This is a genomic window from Pseudomonas kitaguniensis (genome assembly GCF_049199985.1).
GTDB classification, from domain to species: Bacteria; Pseudomonadota; Gammaproteobacteria; order Pseudomonadales; family Pseudomonadaceae; genus Aquipseudomonas; species Aquipseudomonas kitaguniensis.
The window spans coordinates 31,601-50,728 of sequence record NZ_JBLZPT010000006.1 but is presented as its reverse complement, the minus strand read 5'-3'; the positions used below and the strand labels follow the sequence as shown (position 1 = coordinate 50,728).

The following is a 19,128-nucleotide window of genomic DNA, read 5'->3' as shown; positions in this document are numbered from 1 at the left end:
AATCAAGCTGATGAGCCACTCGCGGCCAGGCATTCCTTGGCGCTTTTCTTCAGTTGTTTGATCAGCCGCTCCTGGCGCAGCGCGTCACCCTTGCTGGCACACTTCTCGGTGTACACCAGCGCCACCGCCGGGCTCGACAAAAAGAACCGCGCGCCCTTGCCGCTTTGGTGCGAAGCAAAACGGCGCACCGGGTCATTGCTGATGCCGCAATACAGTGAACCGTTGGCGGCGCGCACCAGGTAGACGAACCAGGGTTTGGCTTCAGAAGTGTCAGTCACGGGCGATTGCTGCAAACCAGAGGAGCGCGAATCTTATCAACGACTGGCCTGGAATGCCTTCAAGCCTTTAAGCGCCTGGGCGCGCACGGCGTTTTTCAGCGCAGGTGACCAGCCCAGCAGCAGCCCTTTGAGGCCCAATGCCTGGCGCGACCAGCGCCACAGGTCAAAGTGGTCGTGGTGCTCGCAGATCTTGCCATCGCGAAACACGAACCGCGCGCCAATGTCGTTGACTACCGTGTTGCCGGTGGCACTGAACAGGTAAGTCGCCACCCAATGCGCGCTGCCGGTGCTTTCATCGCTGCGCACATGGTCGAAGGTCAGCGAAAAGTCTTTGGCGCGGGTGGTCAGCATGCGCCACATATCGCCGGCATCGCGCCCGCGCAACTCGCCGAACGCCGGGTCACTGAACAGCACATCATCGGTGTAACAGGCCGCCATGGCTTCGGCGTCCAGGCGCTGGAAGGCTGTGTAGAACTCGGTGATCAGGGCGTTGTGGGCATCACTCATGGGCAGGTTTCGCACGATGGTCAGGGGTGCTGAACGATAATGCGCGTGACGCGGGAAAGCCACGGCTATTCGCGACAAACCTGAGTGATGCCCGGCGCAGTTAAAGGTAGATGAGGTCGAGGGTGGCGCTGCCGTCGATTTTGATTTCTTCGGTAATCGGCAGGTTTTTCTTGTTAGTGATGGTTGCGGCCACCACCACGTCTGCTTTAAAGGTGGTCAGAGCAAGAGGCGCGGGGGTTGGAATGCTCGGGTCCGTGGCGGTGCGCATCCAGCCTGGTTGCCAGACCGAATTGAATGCATCTAACCATACAACGCCATCCACGGTTTCAATCGGGGTAGTCGGTAGGTCGTTGGCGATAACATCGGCCATTGTCAGTGTGTACCAACCGATTTTTTCATTGCCGCCCGCCAGGCCCAAGCCAAACATCGACACCGACCCCATTTGGTCAGCCGCAGTGCCGGGGCGGTTATCCGCACTCTTCAAGGCCATCAATGTCGGCGCCAAACACGTGACCGACACCTGCACAGAGGCCTCGGGCAGTGGGGTGACAGCGGTAGGATGCAGGTCCTGGGCCGAGATTTTTCCGTAATCCACGATGCCTCCGCTGGTGATCAGGGTTGTACAGGCAGAAGGCGTAATCGAACCTGTGATGGTCAGGTCCTGGCTGGACGCGGCCATTACAGTGGAAGCGCCGGCGAGCATAAACGCGGCGCTAATAAGTGCACGAGACGGTTGCATATCAAGACTCACTGTCGGTCGCTTATTAACAGACTCAACAGACGCACCACGGCGCGCTGCCAACCGCTAAGTTCGACTTAATTAATAGACGGGTGTGTGATGCCGCCCATTAACACTAGAGCGACCGTGACAAGATAACGAACTATTCACGCCAGCTGAATACAACTAATACGAATGACCACCGGCACAATGATTAATTAAGGTCAGTTATAAACTGCAACTTCCTACGGCACCATTCCAACGTCGCGGGCATAGGCAAACAAGTCCACGTCCGTGGAAATACACAGGCGTTGCATGGCCGTGCCTTTCTGTTTGCTGATCGTTGAAATACTGCGATTGAGCCGTGCAGCTATCTGCGTGACGGTCATGCCGGTGGCCAGCATTCGCACCACTTCGCGCTCTTTGCCGGACAACCTCGGCAGTTGCGATTGATCCCCCGTGCCGGCTTCGCTCAACTGCTCGCGCAAACAGGCACTGGCAAAGGTCTTGCCGCTCACCACCGCCTTGATTGCCAATGGCAACTCTTTGGCCGATGAACTTTTGGCCACGATAGCTTGCGCGCCACGGGCGAAAGATTCACGCAATGTCACAATGTTGGCAAACATCGTCACCAGAATTACCGGCGTCGCCGGGTACAGGCGCTGCAACAGGCTCAACAACACGTAACCGTCGGCCTGGCGCCCGCCCGGCATGGCGAAATCGGTGACCAAAACGTCGCAGGGTGTGGTGATTAGCAGCGCCAGCAGCTCATCAGGGCCACTGGCTTCACCGACGACCTTGTACTTGCCGCTCGCCTCAATCACGACTCTTTGCCCGATCCGGACAATAGGATGATCATCGGCAATAATGACTCGAAACATAAATACTCACGAATGATGGCAATTTGAACCTGCGCAAATTACCTCTGCTGGGGCTTATCAACAACCGCTTGGCGCAGGCGTCATTTCAGCCAAACCCAGCGTTATAGGGGATACAACCATTAACTTACAATATAAAAAGAATACGCCTACATCCAAAAACTACAGCACTAAAGTACAAAATCCTACAGCGCGACTCGCGTAATTAAGCGTCACAGTTTATTCAAGTAGGCGAGGTAAAATTTAAGATCATTCTCAAACGCCTCCAGCCGTACGCTATTTTTCGCCACGCCATGCGCACGCACTTGCTCAACCAACCAACCGCCTCGCGCGCCCAACGCGTCGCAGCCCAAAAAAGCCAGGCTGCCCAACAGGCGATGCAGCCGCTCGGCCGTGAGCTCGGCATTCAACGTCAGGCGCGCGTGGGCCAGCGCCGCAGTGTCCGTGAGCGCTTCGCGCAACAAGCTGTCGAGCATCTGTTCCACCACGCTTTCACTGCCGAAGGTCTGCACCATGTCCGCCCGATTCGGCCAACTCGTTGATCGCTGCGGCGCCTGTGACGAAGGGTCGCCGGGTGTGGCTGGCAGCCAATGCAGCAGCACCTCGCACAACCGCGCAAACGTCAACGGTTTGAGCAACCAGGCATCAAACCCGGCATCACGACAGCGCTGGGCGTCGTCGTGCCGCGGGTTAGCGGTCAGTGCAATGAGCGGAACCCGCCGCAGGCCGCGCTGTTGCTCCAGAAGGCGGATTTCACGGGCCATGACAAAACCATCCATCAGCGGCATATGGCAGTCGCTGATCACCAGGTCGAAGCGCGTTCGGGAAAAGGCCAACAGCCCTTCACGACCATCACCGACCAATTCACGGCCCAGCCCAAGTTTGTTTAGAAACTCGCCAATCATCAGTCGATAGACCGAGTGGTCATCGGCCACCAATATCACGCTATGCCGCCAATGATCCGGGGGGCAGAACCGGAAAGGGTCTTGCTGCGAAGCGACATCGCTGGAACCCACGCTCGCTCACCTCCTCAATGCTGTCGTTGATTCAACGCCCAACGCCCGGGCAACTTGGGTCGGCCTGGGTTAAGAGCACTGACGCGACAGTTAAGTGGGGAGCACTGCGCAGGATGTTTATGACACTCAAAGAACCGTCATCGCAAAGATAATATATCGTTTTGAATAGTGCATTGGCGATACAACTACTACGAAACCGAGCGCTAACTACCACCCGCAGTTAAGTATTTCTGCGGTGATCATGAGCACCTTTCCATTACCCAAAACACTCTCGTAATAGTTGCATGTCATCGGTACCGGCTCCTCGCTAAATTAATGTACACCGCGAGGGCAAGGCACTGACTCTCTTTCACGGTCACTGGATACAAGGCCGTGACGCGTCCGTCGACATTTTGATGATCAGGCGGTGCTGCGGCACGTGACACACCTCGCCTGCGTGCACTGGAAGCTACTGCAATGAAAAATTCCCTTCTGCTATTAAGTAGCGCCCTGTTAATCACCAGCACTTCACTCACTTTTGCAGCCGGCAACACCGACCTCAGCGTCAGCGGCACGATTACTCCCAGCGCCTGCAAACCATCAATTTCAGCAGATGGCGTAGTGGACTACGGAAAAATGTCGGCCAAGCAACTCAACCAGAACCAATACACCCTGCTGGCCAGCCAAACCCTGGACGTGAGGGTGTTGTGCGAAGGGCCGACGGTTTTCACGATGACCACCGTCGACAACCAGGCCGGCACCTCTCCCAACCACGACAGCTGGCACGGGCTGGGCATGACGCCCGAGGGGGAAAACCTCGGTGGTTCAGGCTTTCGCCTGTCCAACCCGGTGGCCGATGGCGTGCCCGCGCTCATCATCACTTCGCTGGATGGCGGTGCCACGTGGCAGCCTTCGGCGCAGTTGAGCCACTTGATACTGACTGCCGTGACCACCGGCAGCGCGCTCGCGCCCATCGCCGTCCGAGACTTCACCGCGCAGCTTGAGCTCGATACCCACATCGCTCCGGCTGCAGGGCTGACGGTGAAAGACGAGGTGGAGCTGATCGGCAGCGCCACCTTGCAAGTGAAGTACCTCTAATACGGTTTTACACGCTGAAAATCCAAGGATGTCTTCCATGAAAAAGCTACTTCTGCCGCTGGCCAGCAGCCTGCTGTTCAGCGCCCCGCTCGCCTTCGCAGCCTCCACTACCGAGTTGATCGTCAAGGGCTTGATCACACCCAGCGCCTGCGACATCGCCCTGTCCAGCGGAGGCATCATTGACCACGGCAAAATTTCGTCCAGCGACTTGAACCAGACCTATCAAACCATTATCGGCAACGACACGCTGAGTTTAAGCGTCAACTGCGATGCAGCCATTGCCTTTGCTCTCAAGGCAATCGACAACCAGGCAGGTTCATCCATTTCGAACGCTGACTTCGGCTTGGGCCTGATCAATAGCGATCAGAAGCTGGGGCACTACAAGGTGACCTTGAGAAACCCGATAGCCGACAACGTGGCGGTACAGACGATTGCCTCGTCTGACCTGGGCGTGACTTGGTACAAGGAAAAACTCATGGGCCCAGGCCTGTACATGTCAGTCGGCGCCGTGGACGACGACACCCAGCCGCTGCCGACTCAGGAGTTGATGCTCGATCTGGAGGTAGAAACCATTATTAGCCGCGCCGATGGCCTTGGTCTGGATGACGAAGTACTCATCGACGGCTCGGCAACAATTGAAGTGATGTACCTGTAACCCAACCATGGCCGCGCATGCATTGGCGTGATTCAAAGGCGCGGGCACTGTAAAGCAGGCCCAACCCAACCCTGCCTGTGGGCCAACTCGATGAACTGGTTTTTACGCGTCTCAACCCTGTTATTGCTTGTGTGCGACCACCCACTGGCGTTGGCCGCCTCGGCGGTCGACTTGGCCGTCAGTGGCAGCATCACGCCCGACGCCTGTTACGTGGTGTTGTCCGATGGCGGCACCGTTGACCACGGCAAAATTGCCGCCGGCAGCCTGAAGCCGGACGAATTCACAGTGTTGCCGACACGCGTACTGGAGCTCGGTATTCACTGCAGTCGGCCGATGCTGTTTGCACTGGTGGGCATCGACAATCGGGCGGACTCCTCGCTCGCACCCGACTTTTTCTACGGCCTGGGCACAAACGTGCATGCACCCGACGAACGCTTGGGGTCGGTGTCGTTGTCCTACCGCGACCCGATAGGCGACAACCAGCCGATGCAAGCGTTGGGGTCCAGCGACAGCGGCGAAACATGGGTCGCGCAAACCAATGCCTACCCCAGGCAATACATGGGCTTTGCGTTACCGGGCGAGGGCCAGCCCGACTTTATCAGGCAATTCACTACCCAACTGCGCATCGACACGGCCATCAACCTTTCACGCGCGCTGACCCTGAACCAGGAGGTGCCGCTGGACGGCTCCATTGTTCTGGATTTGCGTTACCTGTGACCCTGGCGTCGGCTTGGCCGGCGCCCTACCGGAAAATATCCGTCATGACGATGAAACACTTGATCAGCAGCGCCGTTCTCGGCGCACTGGTACTGCTCGCCCCTGCGATCAGGGCCGATGGCATGGTCCCGGACACTTCGGTGGTGATCGTCTACGAAGCCGACGGTGAAGCCGCCGTCTCGGTGACTAACACCGACAACAAACTGGCGCTGTTGCACGTCACGCTCGAAGACATTCCCGAAGACCGCGAGCCGCTGCTGGTGGTCACACCGCCGTTGTCGCGGGTAGAGGCCTCCAAATCACAACTGGTGCGGTTCATCCTGCAAACCACGCAACCGTTGACCACCCAGCGGCTCAAGCGGGTCATTTTCGAAGGCATGCCGCAGGGCAAGCCCGCCACCGAAGCCGGGCACGCGCGGGTCGGCGTAACGGTGCGCCAGAACCTGCCATTGATCATTCACCCCGAAGGGTTGGCGCGCAACCCGAAACCCTGGACCGACTTGACCTGGACGCTACGGGACGGCCAATTACAGGTCAGCAACAACACCGCCTATGTGGTGCGCCTGGCGCAGGAACTGAAGCTGCTGCCAGGCGACGCAACCGCCATGTTGCCGCGCACGTATGTACTGCCCGGCGAAACCTTGAGTGTGCAGGCTACAGGCAGCGCCGCCACGGGCGTCAGGTTCCAGCCGGCCACCGTGTACGGTTTTGCCGTGGCGGCCTACGACGCCCCCCTTAACCCATAACCCGATGACGCAACAGGTGCCTCAAGGATAGCCAGGCGCCCGGGGAACGAGGTGACGGCAAAAGACCGTTACCGAGCGGCACCGCCTGATAAGGATTCAGCCACGCGTGCTATCGCCTGAGAGCCCTTCTTGAAAACAGTACGCATAGACCGTGACGGCTTCGCCGTGCCTCCCCGCTTTGCCTTGCCGGCGCTGTTGCTCGCCGGCGCCCTGTCGCCACTGGAGACGCGGGCAGACACACCGCCCAACCTGAGCTTCGACACCCACACCCTGCGCCAGCGCGGCATTGACCCGCAACTGGCCAGGTTACTGCTGCAAGCACCGCGTTTCGCGCCCGGGCGACATACCGTCAGCCTGATCGTCAACGGCCAGCGGCAGGGGCGCCTGGAGGTAAATTTTGATGCGCAAGGCGCGCTGTGTTTTGACCAGGCCTTGCTGGATGCCGCCGACCTGGTGGCCGCTGACGACAACAGCGGTTGCGATGGCTTTCTGCGGCGCTTTCCACAAAGCCTGGTTGAGCCCGACCCGGCCACACTGTCGGTGTCGCTGGTGGTGCCGACCGAGGCCTTGCGCCCGATACGCCAGGATATTTCCGGGTACGACACCGGCGGTTTCGCCGGGTTGCTCAACTACGACCTCTCCGGGTTTGTTAATCAGTACGGTGACGACGCCAGCCGGTTCGGCTCGGCCAACACCGAAGTGGGTTTTAATGCCGGCGACTGGATCGTGCGCAGCCGCCAGGTGCAGACCTGGCAGGACGGCCTGTCGCGCAGCACTCACCTGGAAGCCTATGCCCAACGCACCTTCGCCAGCCAACAGGCGGTGCTGCAGGCCGGGCAGATCAACCTGTACAACCCGGTGTTGTCCGGCGCGCAGATCACCGGCGTGCAAGTGCTGACCGAACAGGCGCTGCAAGACCAGGGCCAAGGCGCAACCATCGACGGTATCGCCAATAGCCCGGCGCAGGTCGAGGTGCGGCAGAACGGCGCCCTGATTCATTCCGCGGTGGTCCCGGCCGGTCCGTTTTCGCTGACTAACGTACGGCGCCTGAACACTCGCTCCGACGTTGAAGTGACGGTCAAGGAAAGCAGCGGCGACGAACGCCGCTTCAGCGTGCCCGCCGCCATGCTGGGCCTGGGCCTGCCCGCGCCGGGCTACTCGGTGGCCGCCGGGCGTGTGCGCTCGATCGGCGATGCGCAAGGCAGCGACCCGTGGGTGGTCAGCGCAGGCTGGAGCGGCGCGGTGCACCCTCAGGTGATTGTGGGCAGCGGCATCCTGGCGGCGAGTGACTACCGTTCCACCGGCTTGAGTGTGGGCTGGCTGCCGGGGCTGGACACGCAGATCCAGTTGTCGAGCCAGCTCTCGGACGCCTCTGCGCGGGGCAAGGTTCGCGGCCTGCAGACTGACCTCGCCTGGTCGCAACAATTGAGCGAGCAATGGGCGTTCAGCGCGGCAAACTCCTGGCGTACGCCGGGCTACCGAGAGCTGGAGGAGACCACCTACGAGACCGACACAACCGCGCAACGCAGCTCACGTTACCGCGATCAGCAAAGCCTCAACCTGAGTTGGTCGCACCCTTGGCTGGGCGCGTTCAGCAGTGGCGTTTCGCGCTCCAGCACCTTTGCCGGCGAGACCAGCAGCCGCGCCCTCGCGTCCTGGGGCACCAGCGTCGCTGGCGTGTCGCTGTCGGCCAGTGCCGAATGGCAAATGGGCGGTCGCCAACAGCAAGACAACGCGGTGTACCTGAATATCAGTATGCCGCTGGGCGAAAACCGCCGGGCACGCAGTTGGGTGCGCAACGCGGGCGGCGAACAGCGCAGCGGTGTGGGCCTGAACGAGCAGGTCAACGATCAATTCAGTTACCGCGTCAGCGCCGAGCACGATTCTCGCGATCAACAGGTGGAAACCACAGTGGGCATTTCGACCCTGCCGCGCTACAGCCAGCTCGACTTCAGTTACAGCCGTTCCGATGCCGAACGCTCAAGCTATCAAGGTGGCGCACGCGGTGCGGTGGTGGTGCATGGCGGCGGGGTCACACTCTCGCCCTACCCGGTGCGCGACACTTTCGCCGTGCTCTCGGTGGGCGACATGAGCGGCGTCCAGGTGAGCACCCCAAGCGGCCCGGTATGGACCGACTGGCAAGGCCAAGCCGTGGTGCCGCAGGTGAATGCCTATGGCCGCAGCCCGGTCGAAGTGCAAACCCGCTCACTGCCGCGCAATGCCGACATCAACAACGGCCTGGCGATTGTCACCGCCGGTCGAGGCGCAGTCGACCGCATCGATTTCGGCGTGGCCATGACCCGGCGAGTATTGCTCAGCGTCACCACCGACCAGGGCACATCGTTGCCACGCGGCGCCACGGTCAGCACCGCCGAGGGTGATTTTGTCACCGTGGTGCAGGAGGCCGGCCAAGTGTTTCTACCCAACGTCATCGACCAACCGCCGCTGTGGATCAAAGCGCCTGGCATGCCTGCATGCCACCTGCAGTTTGAGCTGCCGGCAAAGGGTAACCCCGAGGTGTATTTCGAAACCGCGGCAGCCCGTTGCCATCAACCTTGAGGACCACTGCCATGCGCTACATCCCTGTTACGCGACGCCTGTTGAGTGCCGGCGTGCTGACGCTCGGCCTGGCCGGCAACGCGCTGGCGCTGGACGAGTGCCAGTTGAACCTGAGTGAAGCGCTGCTGGATTTCGGCCAGATGAACCGCCTCGCGCAAAACGACAGCGATGCGCAACGCTTGCTCGGCGAGCGCCGCGTGAGCCTGAGCCTGTCTTGCCCTCAAGCGCTGGACCCGAGCCTGTTTTACACCGCGCTGGCGGCAAACGCGCAACGGTTTCGCTTCACCGACCACGGCACCTACAAGATCCAGGTCAGTGATGCCATCCTCGACGGAAAACCGGTGGAATTAGGCCTGCTGCCAGGCGTCGGCCAAGCGCCTGCGGCCAGCGCAGCGACGCTCAATTGGCGCCCTGAGCATGCGATTGCGCCGGTGCACAATGGTGCCGTGCTCAGCGGCAAGCATTTTTCCGTGCAGCTGTTGGTCAAGGCCTGGGCCGACATTGCCGCCACCCAAGTCAGGGAGGCGACTACCTGGGACGTCTCCGGGCAGTTCGAAGCCCGCCGGGCCGAGCGTTACCGCCAACTGAGCCTGCGCGCGCGTTTCGCTCCGGTGGCGTGTACGCCGCAGTTGTCCAGCGGCGGCATTGTCGATTACGGCACGCTGTCGGCCAAAAGCCTGAATGCCACGAGCGAAACCTCGCTGGCCGCCAAGAGCCTGCTGTTTTCCATCAACTGCGACGCCCCGGCGCGCTTTGCCCTGGTGATGCAAGACAACCGCGACGGCACGGCCACCGGCGGCATTGACGGCACGGCATACGGCCTGAACCTGGATGCCAGCCGCAACAAAATCGGGCGCTACTACCTGACCATCGACCCGGCGGATTTTACCGCCGACACCGTGGCGCAGCTTTATCGCACCGACTCCACCAGCAATGGCGCGGCCTGGAGCAGTGCCAGCGGTCGGCAGATCGCCATGGCCGCCAACAGCTACGTGGGCTTTACCGACAGCATCGGCATTACCACCGGCCCGGTGGCGATTCAGAACCTGGCTGGCACGGTGCGTATCAGGGCTTACCTGGCACCCACCGAGGAACTGGACTTGAGCGATGTGGTGAGAATCGACGGTGCCGGCACCCTCGAAATCTTTTATCAGTAAGCGTTTCGCGAGGAACCACAGCATGAACATCCACTGTATTGCCGTTTTAACCCTGTTTTGCCTGACGGGCGCGCCACCCACTTTCGCCGCCTCCACCGCCGACCTGGCCGTCAAGGGCCTGATCATCCCCGCCGCTTGCACGCCATTGCTTTCCAGTGGCGGCGTGATCGACTACGGCAAAATTTCGCGGCAGGACCTGAACCAGGACAAGAACACGCGCTTGCCGGCCAAGCACCTGCAAATCGAGCTGGGTTGCAACGGCCCAAGCCGCTTCGCGCTGCGCATGCACGACAACCGCGAGGGCTCGGCGTCGGTCAACAGCGAGATCTACTACGGGCTGGGGTTCGACAATAGCGGCAATCGGCTCGGCGTGTATTCCGTGAGTTTTGACCCGGCACACACCGTGGCCGACTCGATGCCGACCGTTTACGGCACCGAGTCCACCACTGGCGGCGTCGCCTGGCGTAGCGCCAACCGCAATGCAATAGACATAGGCGCCAACAGCTATCTGGGCTTCACCGACACCGAAGGCAGTACGCAAGGCCCGGTGGCCATCAAGCACCTGAGCAGCACGATCAAAATCGATACGGTGATCAATGCCAAACAGAACCTCGACCTGAGCAGCGAAACACGCCTGGACGGCTTCGCGACCCTGGAGGTGGTGTACCTGTAACCTCAACGTTTCTCGCAGGTGACCTGCACGTAGCGTGCGCGACCGGCGCCAAGGCCGGCGACCAAAGCCCCCGCGCCAAGCACCGCAAACACCCAGCCGACAGCCGCCCAACCGCCGGTCCAGTCATGCACCAGCCCGACCGTGAGCGGCCCAAGTGAGGCCAGCGTGTAGCCGATGCCTTGCGCCATACCCGACAGGTTGGCGGCCACATGGGCATCGCGCGAACGCAGCACGATCAAGGTCAGCGCCAGGCTGAACGTGCCGCCCTGCCCCAAGCCCAACACAATCGCCCAGCCCCACAGCCCATCAATGGGCGCATACAAGCAGCCAAACAAACCACCCAGGGTCAACAGCATCACCACCACGATGGCCAGGCGCTGGTCTTTGCCACGGGTGGCCAGCCACGGTGCGGCCAGCGAACTGAGCAGTTGCACCATCACCGAACCCGAGAGCACTAACCCGGCCTGAGTCGCGCTAAGGCCGCGGCCGATAAGAATCGACGGCAACCAACCAAATACGATGTAGGCCAGCGACGATTGCAGCCCCATGTACAGCGTGACCTGCCAGGCCAATGGGTCGCGAAGCAAACCCTTCACGCGATAGGCGACCTGATGCGCGCCGTGCTTTTGCCCGACTTGCGGCAACCAGAACAGCGCCGCCACCAGCGCCGGCAGCATCCAGAAGCCCAGGCCGATGTTCCAGCTGTCGCCGAAATATTTGCTGAGTGGCACCGTGGAGCCTGCAGCCAACGCGGCGCCCAGGCACAGCGCCATGGTGTACACGCCGGTGAAGGTGCCGGCCTGTTTGGCAAAGTCGCGCTTGACGATACCCGGCAGCAATACGCCGATGATGCCGATGCTCGCACCGGCGATCAGGCTGCCGGCGAACAGCCCGACCTCACCGAACGAACTGCGCAGGATAATCCCGCCAGCCAGCGTCAGCAGAATCCCCAATACCACACGCTCGGCACCAAAGCGTCGGGCCAGGATCGGCGCCATCGGCGCAAACAACCCCAGGCAAAGCACCGGCAACGTGGTCAGCAACCCAGCTTTGGCCGCTGACAACCCCAGGCTAGTCGAAACCTCGGCCAGCAGCGGCGCCATGCTCGACAACGCCGGGCGCAGGTTCATCGCCACCAGAATCAGGCCCAACAGCAATAGCCAGGGCCGCGTGACGACCGGCGCGGTGTGCTGCACCACCTCGTCGCAGGCTTCGGCGTCGATCAGCAGTGCTTGAAGTTCGGGGCTGTGCTTGGCTTCACGGTTCATTGATCAACTGCCGGCAGAGGGATTTGGCGCGTTGCGGGTCTTGCTGTTCCACCGCATCGAGCAGGGCGATATGCAGGTCAAAAACCGCTTGGCGACGTGGCGAGATACTCAGCGTCTGGCGCAGTTGCGCGGCGACAATGGCGCAAAAATACTGATACAGCTCGCTCAACGCCGGGTTGTGCGCCGCGTCCACCAAGCGTTGGTGGAACACCAGGTCGGCGCTGATATAGGCCTCCAGCTCACCGTGATACAGCGCGGCGCTCGCGTGCAATGCCGCGCGCAAACCGTGCAAATCTGACTCGGTACGGCGCATGGCGGCGAGCCCGATGGCCTCCACTTCGAGCATCTGCCGCGTCTCTTGCGCCTGTTCGAGGGTGCAGTGCGATAACGCACGCATCGCCCCCAGCGGGTCGCTCATCGAACGCAGGTAACTGCCGTCGCCCTGGCGGATTTCGATCAACCCGCAAAATGCCAATACGCGCATGGCCTCACGCACGGTGTTGCGGCTGATGCCCAGCTCGGCGCACAGCTCAGGCTCGGTGGGCAGGCGCTCGCCGATAGCCCATACGCCTTGGGCGATGCGCTGGCGCAATTGCTCCAGGGCCTGGTCGACCAGCGAGCGTTTGATCAGCGGGGCGATGTCTGTCATGGGTTTCGCACTTTCGTCCAATCATGGGATGAATTTTCCCACAGCCTATTCGGACTTGCCTACAAAGGCAACGCACTAGGGTTGTTGGGCAGGGAAAGGAACTGAATTTTCGATTGGTAAAATTACCCTCAGAGGGTAATCATGGAGCTCAGATGTCTTATGGAAAAGTACACACCTCACTACGACCTCGCGGTGATCAAGGCGGATGTTACAAAGCTGGGCATAAGAGCATTTACAGCAAGCGCGCGTGAGGGGGCTCGACAACTTGAATTGAGCCTCGGCCAAATGCGATTCGTGGTCTGCGCCCTTGAGAACCGCATGTTGTACAAGTCAATGACGACCTACTCGGACCACCGGCTGTGGCAGGACGTCTATTTGATCAAAATTTACGCTATGGAGATTTACATCAAAGTGACTTACCGCCCAGGCGGTGGGCCTCCCGTAATCTCCTTCAAGGAGAACACCTGATGAAAACCCAACAATGCGTGAGCTGCGGGTCTGATGACGCAATGCAGCATTTCGAGGGGCGTACCTTCACGATCAACACACGCGGCATGACCCGCGCTATTCCAGGCATCGCGGGCTGGGAATGCCAGGCCTGCAAGGAAATCGAATTCGATTACGACGACGACAGCGCAGAACGTTACTCCGCTGCCAGTGACCAGTTATTGATTGATGCCAGGCACATCATCGCCGCCGAAATGAAGCGCATCCGCCGAAAATTGCAGCTGACCCAAAAGCAAGCCGTGAGTCTCTTGATCGGCCGTGGGCACAATGCATTTTCCCGCTATGAAAGGGCCGAGATTTTCCCGCCCGAGCCACTGCTCACGCTGATGCGCCTGCTGGATAAACACCCGCACCTGCTGGCCGAGATAGAAGCCCTCAAGGCCGGCGAAGACCTCAACCAATTGCTCAGTGCAAAAGACGCTCAACCGCTGGCAACTCAGGCGTCCGCCTAAAAAACAACAGGCAAAAATAAACCCGGCACACGGCCGGGTTTATGTTCAAGCATCACTCATCGATCAATGCAGAATCTGGCTCAAGAACAGCTTGGTCCGATCGTTCTGCGGGTTGTCGAAGAAGTCATTCGGCGCCGCCTGCTCAACGATTTCGCCCTTGTCCATGAAGATCACGCGGTTGGCCACGGTGCGGGCGAAGCCCATTTCGTGGGTTACGCACAACATGGTCATGCCGTCTTCGGCCAGGCCGATCATGGTGTCGAGTACTTCCTTGACCATTTCCGGGTCCAGCGCCGAGGTTGGTTCATCGAACAGCATGATTTTCGGCTTCATGCACAGCGCGCGAGCGATGGCCACACGCTGTTGCTGGCCGCCGGACAGTTGCCCCGGAAACTTGTGCGCCTGTTCTGGAATGCGCACGCGCTCCAGGTAATGCATGGCGATTTCTTCGGCCTTGCGCTTGGGCATCTTGCGCACCCACATCGGCGCCAGCGTGCAGTTCTGCAGGATGGTCAGGTGCGGGAACAGGTTGAAGTGCTGGAACACCATGCCGACTTCACGGCGGATCGCTTCGATCTGCTTGAGGTCGTTGGTCAGTTCCACGCCATCGACCACGATGCGGCCTTGCTGGTGCTCCTCCAAACGGTTGAGGCAGCGGATGGTGGTGGACTTGCCCGAACCCGACGGGCCGCACAGCACGATACGCTCGCCCTGCTTGACGTTGAGGTTGATGTCTTTCAACACGTGGAACTGGCCGTACCACTTGTTGACGCCCTGCATCTGGATAATGCCTTCAGGGCTCACAGGCTGTTTGATCGCTTCGCTCATAACATCAACTCCTAACGCTTGTGGCCTGTGTCGAGCTTGTGTTCCAAATGAATGGAATAGCGCGACATACCAAAACAGAAAATCCAGAACACCAGGGCGGCGAACACGTAGCCTTCAGTGGCCATGCCCAACCATTTCGGGTCGGCGGCGGCTTGTTTAACGCTGTTGAGCAGGTCGAACAGGCCGATGATGATCACCAGGCTGGTGTCTTTGAACAGCGCAATAAACGTGTTGACGATGCCCGGAATCACCATCTTCAGGGCTTGCGGCAGAATCACCAGGCCCATGCTGCGCCAGTAACCCAGGCCCATCGCTGCGGCCGCTTCGTACTGCCCCTTGGGAATCGCTTGCAAGCCACCGCGCACCACTTCGGCCACGTAAGCCGACTGGAACAGGATCACGCCGATCAACGCCCGCAGCAGCTTGTCGATGCCCATGCCTTCCGGCAGGAACAGCGGCAGCATCACCGAAGACATGAACAGCACGGTGATCAACGGTACGCCGCGCCAGAATTCGATGAAGGTCACGCAGACCACCCGAATCGCCGGCATGTTCGAACGCCGCCCCAACGCCAGCACGATGCCCAGTGGCAAGGCGCCGGCGATGCCGACCGTGGCGATCACCAGGGTCAGCATCAAGCCGCCCCATTGGCTGGTGGCCACGTTGGTCAGGCCGAAGATCCCACCATGCAACAGGAAGTAGGCAATGATCGGGTACAGCACCAGGAAGCTCAGGCCGTAGACCGCCTTGCGTTGAAAACGCGAGATGAACAACGGCGCCACGCCAATAATCGCCAGCCACACGGTCAGGTCCACGCGCCAGCGCAGGTCGCCGGGGTAGTAGCCGTACATGAACTGCCCGAAGCGCTGTTGGATAAACACCCAGCAGGCGCCCTCTTTGGTGCAGTCTGCGCGCGTGGTGCCGACCCAGTTAGCGTCCAGAATCGCCCAATGCAAAATCGGCGGCACCACCAGGTAGATCAGGTAGAAGGCCAGCAATGTCAGCAGGGTATTGAGCCAACTCGAAAACAAGTTGGCGCGCATCCATGCCACCGGCCCGAAGACTTTGTTCGGCGGCGGCATGTCAGGTTTGAAAGTATGCGTACTCATGGGCGTTTCCTCACCGCTCGATCAGCGCAATGCGCTTGTTGTACCAGTTCATCAGCAGGGAAATGCTGATGCTGATCGCCAGGTACACGCTCATGGTGATGGCAATGACTTCGATGGCCTGGCCGGTCTGGTTGAGCACCGTGCCGGCAAACAGCGAAACCATTTCCGGGTAACCGATACCGGCGGCCAACGACGAGTTTTTCGCCAGGTTGAGGTATTGGCTGGTCAGCGGCGGAATGATCACCCGCAACGCTTGCGGGATGATCACCTTGCGCAGCGTTGGCCCAGGGCGCAAGCCGAGGGAGCGCGCCGCTTCGGTTTGGCCGTGGCTGACCGACTTGATGCCCGACCGCACGATCTCGGCAATAAACGCTGCCGTGTAAACGGTAAGCGCCAGGGTCAGCGCCAACAGTTCAGGGATCAGTACCCAGCCGCCGACGAAGTTGAAGCCCGCAAGCTTGGGCATTTCCCAGTGCAGCGGCGCGCCGAAAATCAACGCGCACAGCGCCGGAATAACCACCAGCAGCGCAAGGCCCGCCCAGAATTTGTGGAACGGTACGCCCGTCGCTTCAAAGCGTTTATTGGCCCAGCGGGTCATCAGCACGATCGCGATAATCGCCACCACCACGCTGACCACAAACGGCCAAAACCCGTCAGCGGCAAGCGCTGCCGGCATGTTCAGGCCGCGGCTGCTGACAAAGAAGGTGTCGCCGAAGTTATGGCTGTTGCGCGGCCCCGGCATGGTCAGGAACACGGCAAAGTACCAGAACAGGATTTGCAGCAAGGGCGGAATGTTGCGGAAAACTTCCACATACACGGTCGCCAGCTTGTTGATCATCCAGTTAGGCGACAGGCGCGCCACGCCGATGATGAACCCGAGAAGCGTCGCCAGGACGACGCCGATCACCGTCACCAGCAAGGTGTTGAGCAGCCCGATCAGAAAGACCCGGGCGTAGCTGTCCGATTCGGTGTAGTCGATCAAGTGTTGCGCGATGCCAAACCCGGCACTGCGTTCAAGAAAGTCGAAACCCGAGGTAATGCCCCGGTGTTGAAGGTTGGTCTGGGTGTTGTCGAAGAGGTACCAGCCCAGCGAGATCACCGCCACAATGGTGATGATCTGGAAGAGCCACGCACGCACTTTGGGATCGCTGAAGCTGAGCTTCTGCTTTGGTGCGCCGATTTGTTTTTGCATGAAGTGCCCCGGAAATAATGGAACAGAACATCACCCGGTGGTTGGCCCACCGGGTGATTGAACCATCAGCGATCAGCGTACAGGTGGTGCGTATTGAATGCCGCCGTTGTTCCACAGTGCGTTCAGGCCACGGTCGATTTCCAGCGGGGTGCTCTTGCCCAGGTTGCGCTCGAACACTTCACCGTAGTTACCGACTTGCTTGACGATCTGTACAACCCAATCTTTTTTCACTTTCAGGTCTTTGCCGTATTCGCCGTCAGCACCGAGCAGACGAGCAACGTCCGGGTTCTTGGTGGACTTGGCTTCAGCTTCAACGTTTTTCGAGGTGATACCGGCTTCTTCGGCGTTGAGCATGGCGTAGCCAACCCAGCGCACGATGGCCAGCCACTCGTCGTCGCCGTTACGCACGACCGGGCCCAAAGGTTCTTTGGAAATGGTTTCCGGCAGAACCACGTAGTCCTTCGGCGAGGCCAACTTGCTGCGCTGGGCAAACAGTTGGGACTTGTCGGAGGTCAGCACGTCGCAACGACCGGATTCCAGCGACTTGGCGCTTTCGTCGGAGGTGTCGAACGTGATCGGGGTGTACTTCAGGTTGTTGCCACGGAAGTAGTCGGAAACGTTCAGCTCAGTGGTGGTACCGGCCTGGATGCAGATGGTTGCACCGTCCAGTTCCTTGGCACTTTTGACGCCCAGCTTGTTGTTAACCAGGAAGCCGATGCCGTCGTAATAAGTGATGAAGCCCGGGAATTTCAGGCCCATGCCCGCATCGCGAGAGCTGGTCATGGTGGTGTTACGCGACAGGATGTCGACTTCGCCGGACTGAAGCGCGGTGAAACGCTCCTTGGCGTTCAACTGGCTGAATTTTACCTTGGTCGCGTCACCGAATACGGCGGCAGCTACGGCACGGCAAACGTCAGCATCGATCCCGAGGATCTTGCCGCTGGCATCCGGTACCGAGAAACCCGGCAGGCCGTCACTCACGCCACATTGCACAAAGCCTTTCTTCTGCACGGCGTCCAGGGTAGCGCCAGCTTGGGCAAAACCACTGACACCCAGTACGGCGGCCGCAGTAACGATGGCCAGGGTGGATTTCAATACCTTCATTCAAACCTCCAAGTTGCTCTTGTTGTGTCGAAGCTCGAACCCCAGCGCACCCTTATGAGGCGGTATCGACCCGTGTTGGCTTTTTTTAGGGTCAAGCGGCATGAAGTCGTCGCAGTAATTACAGTGGCTATCCCATAAACGGCAGTCACTGATAGTGTTACCGTCGTCAGACAGTTCTGACATCGTCCTACACATAGCAAGCCCCGTACCAGAGTGCTGACTGAGCCGTTTCAGCCCATGGTCAATAGAAAAACATACAACCTTGCGACATTCTCTTAACAGATCAACCCGTCGCGCACTGTTCCGACGCACCCAATCGGAGCGCACGCACATTTATGGAGCAGACATGACCGAACCCTTGATTCTTCAGCCCGCCAAGCCCGCAGACGCCTGCGTAATCTGGTTGCATGGCCTGGGTGCCGATCGCTACGACTTTATGCCAGTGGCTGAAGCGTTGCAGGACACCCTACTGACCACCCGCTTTGTGTTGCCGCAGGCGCCGAACCGCCCGGTGACCATTAATGGCGGTTACGAGATGCCCAGCTGGTACGACATCAAGGCCATGAGCCCGGCCCGCTCGATCAGCCTGGAAGAGCTGGACGTGTCGGCAAAAATGCTCACGGATTTGATCAAAGAACAAAAAAGCAGCGGAATAGACGCCTCGCGGATTTTTCTGGCGGGCTTTTCACAAGGCGGCGCCGTGGTGTTCCACACCGCGTTTATCAAATGGCAAGGCGCACTCGGTGGCGTAATTGCCCTCTCCACCTACGCCCCAACCTTCGACGACGAGTTGGAGTTGTCCGCCAGCCAGCAGCGCATTCCGGCCTTGTGCCTTCACGGCCAGCACGACGACGTGGTACAGAACGCCATGGGCCGCAGCGCCTTTGAGCATTTGAAGACCCGTGGTGTCACCGTGACATGGCAGGAATACCCAATGGGCCACGAAGTGTTACCTCAAGAGATACACGACATAGGGGCGTGGTTGACCGCTCGCCTGGGCTGAAATCCATACATTATGTAGCCGTGTGACCAACGCAC

The 19,128-nt window shown here is 59.9% G+C and carries 21 protein-coding genes; 10 read left to right on the top strand and 11 right to left on the bottom strand.

All coding sequences use genetic code 11. The features are described from left to right. Positions 1-2 precede the first annotated feature (2 nt). The 5 genes from ACOZK9_RS10480 to ACOZK9_RS10460 form a co-directional block, all read right to left on the bottom strand. Positions 3-278: a GIY-YIG nuclease family protein gene (locus ACOZK9_RS10480; protein WP_058412020.1), complete on the bottom strand. Its 276-nt coding sequence runs from the start codon at positions 276-278 to the stop codon at positions 3-5. A 36-nt stretch (positions 279-314) separates the two neighbouring features. After that, positions 315-785, bottom strand: coding sequence for a nuclear transport factor 2 family protein (locus ACOZK9_RS10475; protein ID WP_421555794.1), 471 nt, complete (start codon positions 783-785; stop codon positions 315-317). A 100-nt stretch (positions 786-885) separates the two neighbouring features. Further along, positions 886-1,524 carry a DUF1120 domain-containing protein gene (locus tag ACOZK9_RS10470; RefSeq protein ID WP_421555793.1) on the bottom strand — a complete coding sequence of 213 codons (639 nt, stop codon included), beginning with the start codon at positions 1,522-1,524 and terminating at the stop codon, positions 886-888. A gap of 224 nt (positions 1,525-1,748) precedes the next feature. Beyond that, a complete protein-coding gene (locus ACOZK9_RS10465) occupies positions 1,749-2,384 on the bottom strand; it encodes a response regulator (RefSeq protein WP_058411986.1) in 636 nt (211 codons plus the stop codon). A 209-nt stretch (positions 2,385-2,593) separates the two neighbouring features. Further along, entirely contained in the window at positions 2,594-3,325 is a 732-nt protein-coding gene (locus ACOZK9_RS10460; RefSeq protein ID WP_421555792.1) for a response regulator, read from the bottom strand. 528 nt (positions 3,326-3,853) lie between these two features. On the opposite strand from ACOZK9_RS10460, the gene ACOZK9_RS10455 reads away from it, so the two are divergent. The 7 genes from ACOZK9_RS10455 to ACOZK9_RS10425 all read left to right on the top strand — a co-directional run bounded on the left by ACOZK9_RS10455 (position 3,854) and on the right by ACOZK9_RS10425 (position 10,981). Then, positions 3,854-4,474, top strand: a complete 621-nt coding sequence (locus ACOZK9_RS10455) for a DUF1120 domain-containing protein (RefSeq protein ID WP_058411988.1) — start codon at positions 3,854-3,856, stop codon at positions 4,472-4,474. A gap of 37 nt (positions 4,475-4,511) precedes the next feature. Further along, a complete protein-coding gene (locus tag ACOZK9_RS10450) occupies positions 4,512-5,129 on the top strand; it encodes a DUF1120 domain-containing protein (RefSeq protein WP_421555791.1) in 618 nt (205 codons plus the stop codon). Between the two features lie 90 nt (positions 5,130-5,219). Next, a complete protein-coding gene (locus tag ACOZK9_RS10445) occupies positions 5,220-5,846 on the top strand; it encodes a DUF1120 domain-containing protein (protein ID WP_421555790.1) in 627 nt (208 codons plus the stop codon). 50 nt (positions 5,847-5,896) lie between these two features. Beyond that, positions 5,897-6,592, top strand: coding sequence for a fimbria/pilus chaperone family protein (locus ACOZK9_RS10440; protein ID WP_421555864.1), 696 nt, complete (start codon positions 5,897-5,899; stop codon positions 6,590-6,592). A gap of 129 nt (positions 6,593-6,721) precedes the next feature. Then, the gene (locus tag ACOZK9_RS10435) at positions 6,722-9,151 is read left to right on the top strand and encodes a fimbria/pilus outer membrane usher protein (RefSeq protein ID WP_152749898.1); all 2,430 of its coding nucleotides are present in this window, start codon (positions 6,722-6,724) and stop codon (positions 9,149-9,151) included. Positions 9,152-9,162: 11 nt separating this feature from the next. Next, on the top strand, positions 9,163-10,308 hold the full coding sequence (locus ACOZK9_RS10430) for a DUF1120 domain-containing protein (RefSeq protein WP_152749900.1): 1,146 nt from the start codon (positions 9,163-9,165) through the stop codon (positions 10,306-10,308). A 22-nt stretch (positions 10,309-10,330) separates the two neighbouring features. Continuing rightward, entirely contained in the window at positions 10,331-10,981 is a 651-nt protein-coding gene (locus ACOZK9_RS10425; RefSeq protein ID WP_152749903.1) for a DUF1120 domain-containing protein, read from the top strand. A gap of 2 nt (positions 10,982-10,983) precedes the next feature. Here ACOZK9_RS10425 and ACOZK9_RS10420 read toward each other — a convergent pair whose 3' ends face one another. Together ACOZK9_RS10420 and ACOZK9_RS10415 are read right to left on the bottom strand one after the other, a co-directional pair. Next, positions 10,984-12,249 carry a CynX/NimT family MFS transporter gene (locus ACOZK9_RS10420; RefSeq protein ID WP_421555789.1) on the bottom strand — a complete coding sequence of 422 codons (1,266 nt, stop codon included), beginning with the start codon at positions 12,247-12,249 and terminating at the stop codon, positions 10,984-10,986. After that, positions 12,239-12,898, bottom strand: a complete 660-nt coding sequence (locus ACOZK9_RS10415; RefSeq protein ID WP_421555788.1) for a FadR/GntR family transcriptional regulator — start codon at positions 12,896-12,898, stop codon at positions 12,239-12,241. Before ACOZK9_RS10415 ends, ACOZK9_RS10420 begins: the two co-directional genes overlap by 11 nt. Before the next feature lie 159 nt (positions 12,899-13,057). On the opposite strand from ACOZK9_RS10415, the gene ACOZK9_RS10410 reads away from it, so the two are divergent. Both ACOZK9_RS10410 and ACOZK9_RS10405 read left to right on the top strand, forming a co-directional pair. Further along, positions 13,058-13,366: a type II toxin-antitoxin system MqsR family toxin gene (locus ACOZK9_RS10410; protein WP_421555787.1), complete on the top strand. Its 309-nt coding sequence runs from the start codon at positions 13,058-13,060 to the stop codon at positions 13,364-13,366. Continuing rightward, on the top strand, positions 13,366-13,857 hold the full coding sequence (locus tag ACOZK9_RS10405; RefSeq protein ID WP_421555786.1) for a type II toxin-antitoxin system MqsA family antitoxin: 492 nt from the start codon (positions 13,366-13,368) through the stop codon (positions 13,855-13,857). Before ACOZK9_RS10410 ends, ACOZK9_RS10405 begins: the two co-directional genes overlap by 1 nt. Positions 13,858-13,920: 63 nt before the next feature. On the opposite strand, the gene ACOZK9_RS10400 is transcribed toward ACOZK9_RS10405, so the two are convergent. The 4 genes from ACOZK9_RS10400 to ACOZK9_RS10385 all read right to left on the bottom strand — a co-directional run bounded on the left by ACOZK9_RS10400 (position 13,921) and on the right by ACOZK9_RS10385 (position 18,090). After that, positions 13,921-14,685 carry an amino acid ABC transporter ATP-binding protein gene (locus tag ACOZK9_RS10400; protein ID WP_003171943.1) on the bottom strand — a complete coding sequence of 255 codons (765 nt, stop codon included), beginning with the start codon at positions 14,683-14,685 and terminating at the stop codon, positions 13,921-13,923. A gap of 11 nt (positions 14,686-14,696) precedes the next feature. After that, positions 14,697-15,794, bottom strand: a complete 1,098-nt coding sequence (locus tag ACOZK9_RS10395; protein ID WP_058411998.1) for an amino acid ABC transporter permease — start codon at positions 15,792-15,794, stop codon at positions 14,697-14,699. 10 nt (positions 15,795-15,804) lie between these two features. Continuing rightward, positions 15,805-16,986: an amino acid ABC transporter permease gene (locus ACOZK9_RS10390; RefSeq protein ID WP_058411999.1), complete on the bottom strand. Its 1,182-nt coding sequence runs from the start codon at positions 16,984-16,986 to the stop codon at positions 15,805-15,807. A gap of 72 nt (positions 16,987-17,058) precedes the next feature. Continuing rightward, a complete protein-coding gene (locus tag ACOZK9_RS10385) occupies positions 17,059-18,090 on the bottom strand; it encodes an amino acid ABC transporter substrate-binding protein (RefSeq protein WP_053254520.1) in 1,032 nt (343 codons plus the stop codon). Between the two features lie 346 nt (positions 18,091-18,436). Here ACOZK9_RS10385 and ACOZK9_RS10380 point away from each other — a divergent pair, with 346 nt between their 5' ends. Further along, on the top strand, positions 18,437-19,093 hold the full coding sequence (locus ACOZK9_RS10380; RefSeq protein ID WP_058412001.1) for an alpha/beta hydrolase: 657 nt from the start codon (positions 18,437-18,439) through the stop codon (positions 19,091-19,093). Positions 19,094-19,128 lie beyond the last annotated feature (35 nt).

Excerpts from the sequence above, each read along its gene's own strand:
- ACOZK9_RS10475 (WP_421555794.1), bottom strand. The coding sequence starts at position 785 with ATGAGTGATGCCCACAACGCCCTGATCACCGAGTTCTACACAGCCTTC.
- ACOZK9_RS10470 (WP_421555793.1), bottom strand. The coding sequence starts at position 1,524 with ATGCAACCGTCTCGTGCACTTATTAGCGCCGCGTTTATGCTCGCCGGC.
- ACOZK9_RS10465 (WP_058411986.1), bottom strand. The coding sequence starts at position 2,384 with ATGTTTCGAGTCATTATTGCCGATGATCATCCTATTGTCCGGATCGGG.
- ACOZK9_RS10455 (WP_058411988.1), top strand. The coding sequence starts at position 3,854 with ATGAAAAATTCCCTTCTGCTATTAAGTAGCGCCCTGTTAATCACCAGC.
- ACOZK9_RS10450 (WP_421555791.1), top strand. The coding sequence starts at position 4,512 with ATGAAAAAGCTACTTCTGCCGCTGGCCAGCAGCCTGCTGTTCAGCGCC.
- ACOZK9_RS10445 (WP_421555790.1), top strand. The coding sequence starts at position 5,220 with ATGAACTGGTTTTTACGCGTCTCAACCCTGTTATTGCTTGTGTGCGAC.
- ACOZK9_RS10440 (WP_421555864.1), top strand. The coding sequence starts at position 5,897 with ATGAAACACTTGATCAGCAGCGCCGTTCTCGGCGCACTGGTACTGCTC.
- ACOZK9_RS10430 (WP_152749900.1), top strand. The coding sequence starts at position 9,163 with ATGCGCTACATCCCTGTTACGCGACGCCTGTTGAGTGCCGGCGTGCTG.
- ACOZK9_RS10425 (WP_152749903.1), top strand. The coding sequence starts at position 10,331 with ATGAACATCCACTGTATTGCCGTTTTAACCCTGTTTTGCCTGACGGGC.
- ACOZK9_RS10420 (WP_421555789.1), bottom strand. The coding sequence starts at position 12,249 with ATGAACCGTGAAGCCAAGCACAGCCCCGAACTTCAAGCACTGCTGATC.
- ACOZK9_RS10415 (WP_421555788.1), bottom strand. The coding sequence starts at position 12,898 with ATGACAGACATCGCCCCGCTGATCAAACGCTCGCTGGTCGACCAGGCC.
- ACOZK9_RS10410 (WP_421555787.1), top strand. The coding sequence starts at position 13,058 with ATGGAAAAGTACACACCTCACTACGACCTCGCGGTGATCAAGGCGGAT.
- ACOZK9_RS10405 (WP_421555786.1), top strand. The coding sequence starts at position 13,366 with ATGAAAACCCAACAATGCGTGAGCTGCGGGTCTGATGACGCAATGCAG.
- ACOZK9_RS10400 (WP_003171943.1), bottom strand. The coding sequence starts at position 14,685 with ATGAGCGAAGCGATCAAACAGCCTGTGAGCCCTGAAGGCATTATCCAG.
- ACOZK9_RS10395 (WP_058411998.1), bottom strand. The coding sequence starts at position 15,794 with ATGAGTACGCATACTTTCAAACCTGACATGCCGCCGCCGAACAAAGTC.
- ACOZK9_RS10390 (WP_058411999.1), bottom strand. The coding sequence starts at position 16,986 with ATGCAAAAACAAATCGGCGCACCAAAGCAGAAGCTCAGCTTCAGCGAT.
- ACOZK9_RS10385 (WP_053254520.1), bottom strand. The coding sequence starts at position 18,090 with ATGAAGGTATTGAAATCCACCCTGGCCATCGTTACTGCGGCCGCCGTA.
- ACOZK9_RS10380 (WP_058412001.1), top strand. The coding sequence starts at position 18,437 with ATGACCGAACCCTTGATTCTTCAGCCCGCCAAGCCCGCAGACGCCTGC.